We start from the raw sequence: 2,375 nt of genomic DNA on the forward strand, positions 1-2,375 counted from the left end.
ATTGGTTTCTTCCTTAACCGAAATTAGGGTTTCAATTCCATAAATTTTTTCTTTGCGTATATTAACCTGATATGCAATCATTAATGCTATAACTATGGATAGCAAAAACCATTTCCAATAACTTAATATCTTTATTAAAAAACCCTTAAAATCAAAACTGGGCTGATTTTCAAAAACCGAAAAATCTTTAATATCTAACATATTGGGAAATTGATTTTATTTTTTAAGTAACAAATAAGTGGTACTAACTAAAGACAATAGTGTAATAAGGGTTGTCAAAGATTGAATTCCGGTACTACCGGTCCCCCACGTTTTTTGCTTAAGCGGTTTTACATAAATATAATCATTAGGCTGTAAAAAGTAATACGGTGAATTCATAACATTGATGTTCGTTAAATCCAAATCCTTCATCTCGGTTCCATTTGGAGTTTGTCTAATAACAGTTACCGCTTTTCTATCCCCAGTTGTGGTTATATCCCCAGCATTGGCAATAGCTTCCATTATATTTACTTTTTCCTGAAACAAAGTTTTGGTACCTGTACTACCTACTTCTCCATTAATGGTATATCGAAAACCAGCCAATTTAACCACTACAAAAATACTGGCATTATCTTTAAAATAATCGGCTAACAATTGTTTTTCAATACTAATACGAACTTCCTCCAAAGTAAATCCCATAACATTCATCTCCCCTAAAACTGGAATTCGGATGTTTCCATGATCGTCTACAGTGAATCCATCAAAATACAAACCGGATACCGATTGATCTGTTTCAGAACCATTGGCAGTTGGATTAAAAATAGTTACAAGTTTTGGATCTGAGGCTTTAATAGTGATATTTAACACATCATGTGTTTGCAAACGATAAGGTTTTGATTCTACCATTACGACTGGCCCTTCATTGGAAGAATTATCCTTTTTTTGAAGATAAACCAAATCCTTTACTGGAATACAGGATGCAAATAACATACTGATAAATAAATAAAAAAAGACTAAGCGTTTGTTCATTCGTGTTAATTTAGTAACAAATATAGTTTTTCAAATAGTATTAAAAAAGCGTCAAGCTTAATAAACTACCTAATTGGTTTTTAGTGATTTTTCAAAAGGCACTCTTTGCAATATACTTCGACCTAGAGTCACTTCATCTGCGTATTCTAATTCATCTCCAACGGCAATTCCTCTAGCTATTGTTGAAACTACTACAGACAAATCTGCAATTTGTTTATAGATATAAAAATTGGTGGTATCTCCCTCCATTGTTGAGCTTAAAGCGAATATTATCTCTTTGACTTGACCTAACTTAACTTTCTCAACCAACTTAGAAATAGTAAGCTGACTAGGCCCTATCCCATCAATGGGCGAAATTTTACCTCCCAAAACATGATAGATCCCTCTGAATTGGCCTGTATTTTCGATTGCCATTACATCTCGAATATCCTCGACAACACAAATAATTTGATGGTTTCTACTTGGGTTGGCACAAATTTCACAAACTTCGCTATCTGATATGTTATGACAGCTATTGCAATATTTGATTTCCTCACGCATCGTGACTAATGCTTGAGCTAAAAAAGCAGCCTGTTCTTTGGGTTGCTTTAAAATATGCAAGACCAATCTCAAGGCGGTTCTTTTACCAATTCCTGGCAATTGAGCCATTTCATTAACTGCTTTCTCTATTAGTTTTGAAGAAAATTCCATGGATACAAAAGTAAGCAATTTGGTAAACTGCCATTTAGAAAATTGAATCTATTTTAAAAGACAATACTTCGGTTTTGAAACAAACAAAGACAATTCTTTTTCTCGCCAGGCAAAAGCCCAATATTTCTCAAAAAAATTGCTTCAATTAAAATTATTGATTGTTATGGCTTATCCCAGATGGTAGCTGCATCCTTTTTTTCTCTTTTTTTCAAAAGAGAAAAAAAGATATAGCGGACAGCTGGAAATAGATCCTTAAAAAATTAATATTTATTTAATGTTAGCAGAACCAATGTACAGGCAGCTTCATATTTTATATTATTCAATTCCAACAATTGGTAAAATTCTGGATTTTCGGTTCCTGGGTTGAACAAAACACGTTTGGGCTTGGCATCGACAATATAATTATAATAATCCCTTTGACGATTTGGATTTAGATATAGCGAAATGGTATCAATATTTTTAACTGGGATTGCTTTGGTATTTATTTTAACCCCTGCTACTTCTCCTGCATTTTGTCCCAAAGCAAGCACTGAATGCCCTTTGGCAACCAACATCTCAATAGCCTTGAATGCTGCTTTTTCTGGTTTAGCAGTTGCTCCAAGAACTAAGGTTTTTTTATTTTTTGTCATTTTAAATCAATATAAGCTGCAAAAGTAATCAAAAAGGATTAAGCTCTA

Annotated in this window: 4 protein-coding genes; all 4 read right to left on the bottom strand. The window is 33.2% G+C overall.

What is annotated here, in order from left to right:
* Nucleotides 1-201: hypothetical protein (locus tag VFS71_RS13315; protein ID WP_326401799.1), on the bottom strand; the 201-nt coding region annotated here is incomplete at its 3' end.
* Nucleotides 202-216: 15 nt separating this feature from the next.
* Nucleotides 217-1,008 carry a polysaccharide biosynthesis/export family protein gene (locus VFS71_RS13320; protein WP_326401800.1) on the bottom strand — a complete coding sequence of 264 codons (792 nt, stop codon included), beginning with the start codon at nucleotides 1,006-1,008 and terminating at the stop codon, nucleotides 217-219.
* A 69-nt stretch (nucleotides 1,009-1,077) separates the two neighbouring features.
* Nucleotides 1,078-1,698 carry a recombination mediator RecR gene (gene recR, locus VFS71_RS13325; RefSeq protein ID WP_326401801.1) on the bottom strand — a complete coding sequence of 207 codons (621 nt, stop codon included), beginning with the start codon at nucleotides 1,696-1,698 and terminating at the stop codon, nucleotides 1,078-1,080.
* A 260-nt stretch (nucleotides 1,699-1,958) separates the two neighbouring features.
* Nucleotides 1,959-2,327: a CoA-binding protein gene (locus VFS71_RS13330; RefSeq protein WP_326401803.1), complete on the bottom strand. Its 369-nt coding sequence runs from the start codon at nucleotides 2,325-2,327 to the stop codon at nucleotides 1,959-1,961.
* Nucleotides 2,328-2,375 lie beyond the last annotated feature (48 nt).

It is taken from the genome of Flavobacterium sp., from assembly GCF_035760125.1.
Taxonomy (GTDB): Bacteria; Bacteroidota; Bacteroidia; order Flavobacteriales; family Flavobacteriaceae; genus Flavobacterium.

Coding starts and splice junctions, on each gene's coding strand:
- VFS71_RS13320 (WP_326401800.1), bottom strand. CDS start 1,008: ATGAACAAACGCTTAGTCTTTTTTTATTTATTTATCAGTATGTTATTT.
- VFS71_RS13330 (WP_326401803.1), bottom strand. CDS start 2,327: ATGACAAAAAATAAAAAAACCTTAGTTCTTGGAGCAACTGCTAAACCA.
- recR (WP_326401801.1), bottom strand. CDS start 1,698: ATGGAATTTTCTTCAAAACTAATAGAGAAAGCAGTTAATGAAATGGCT.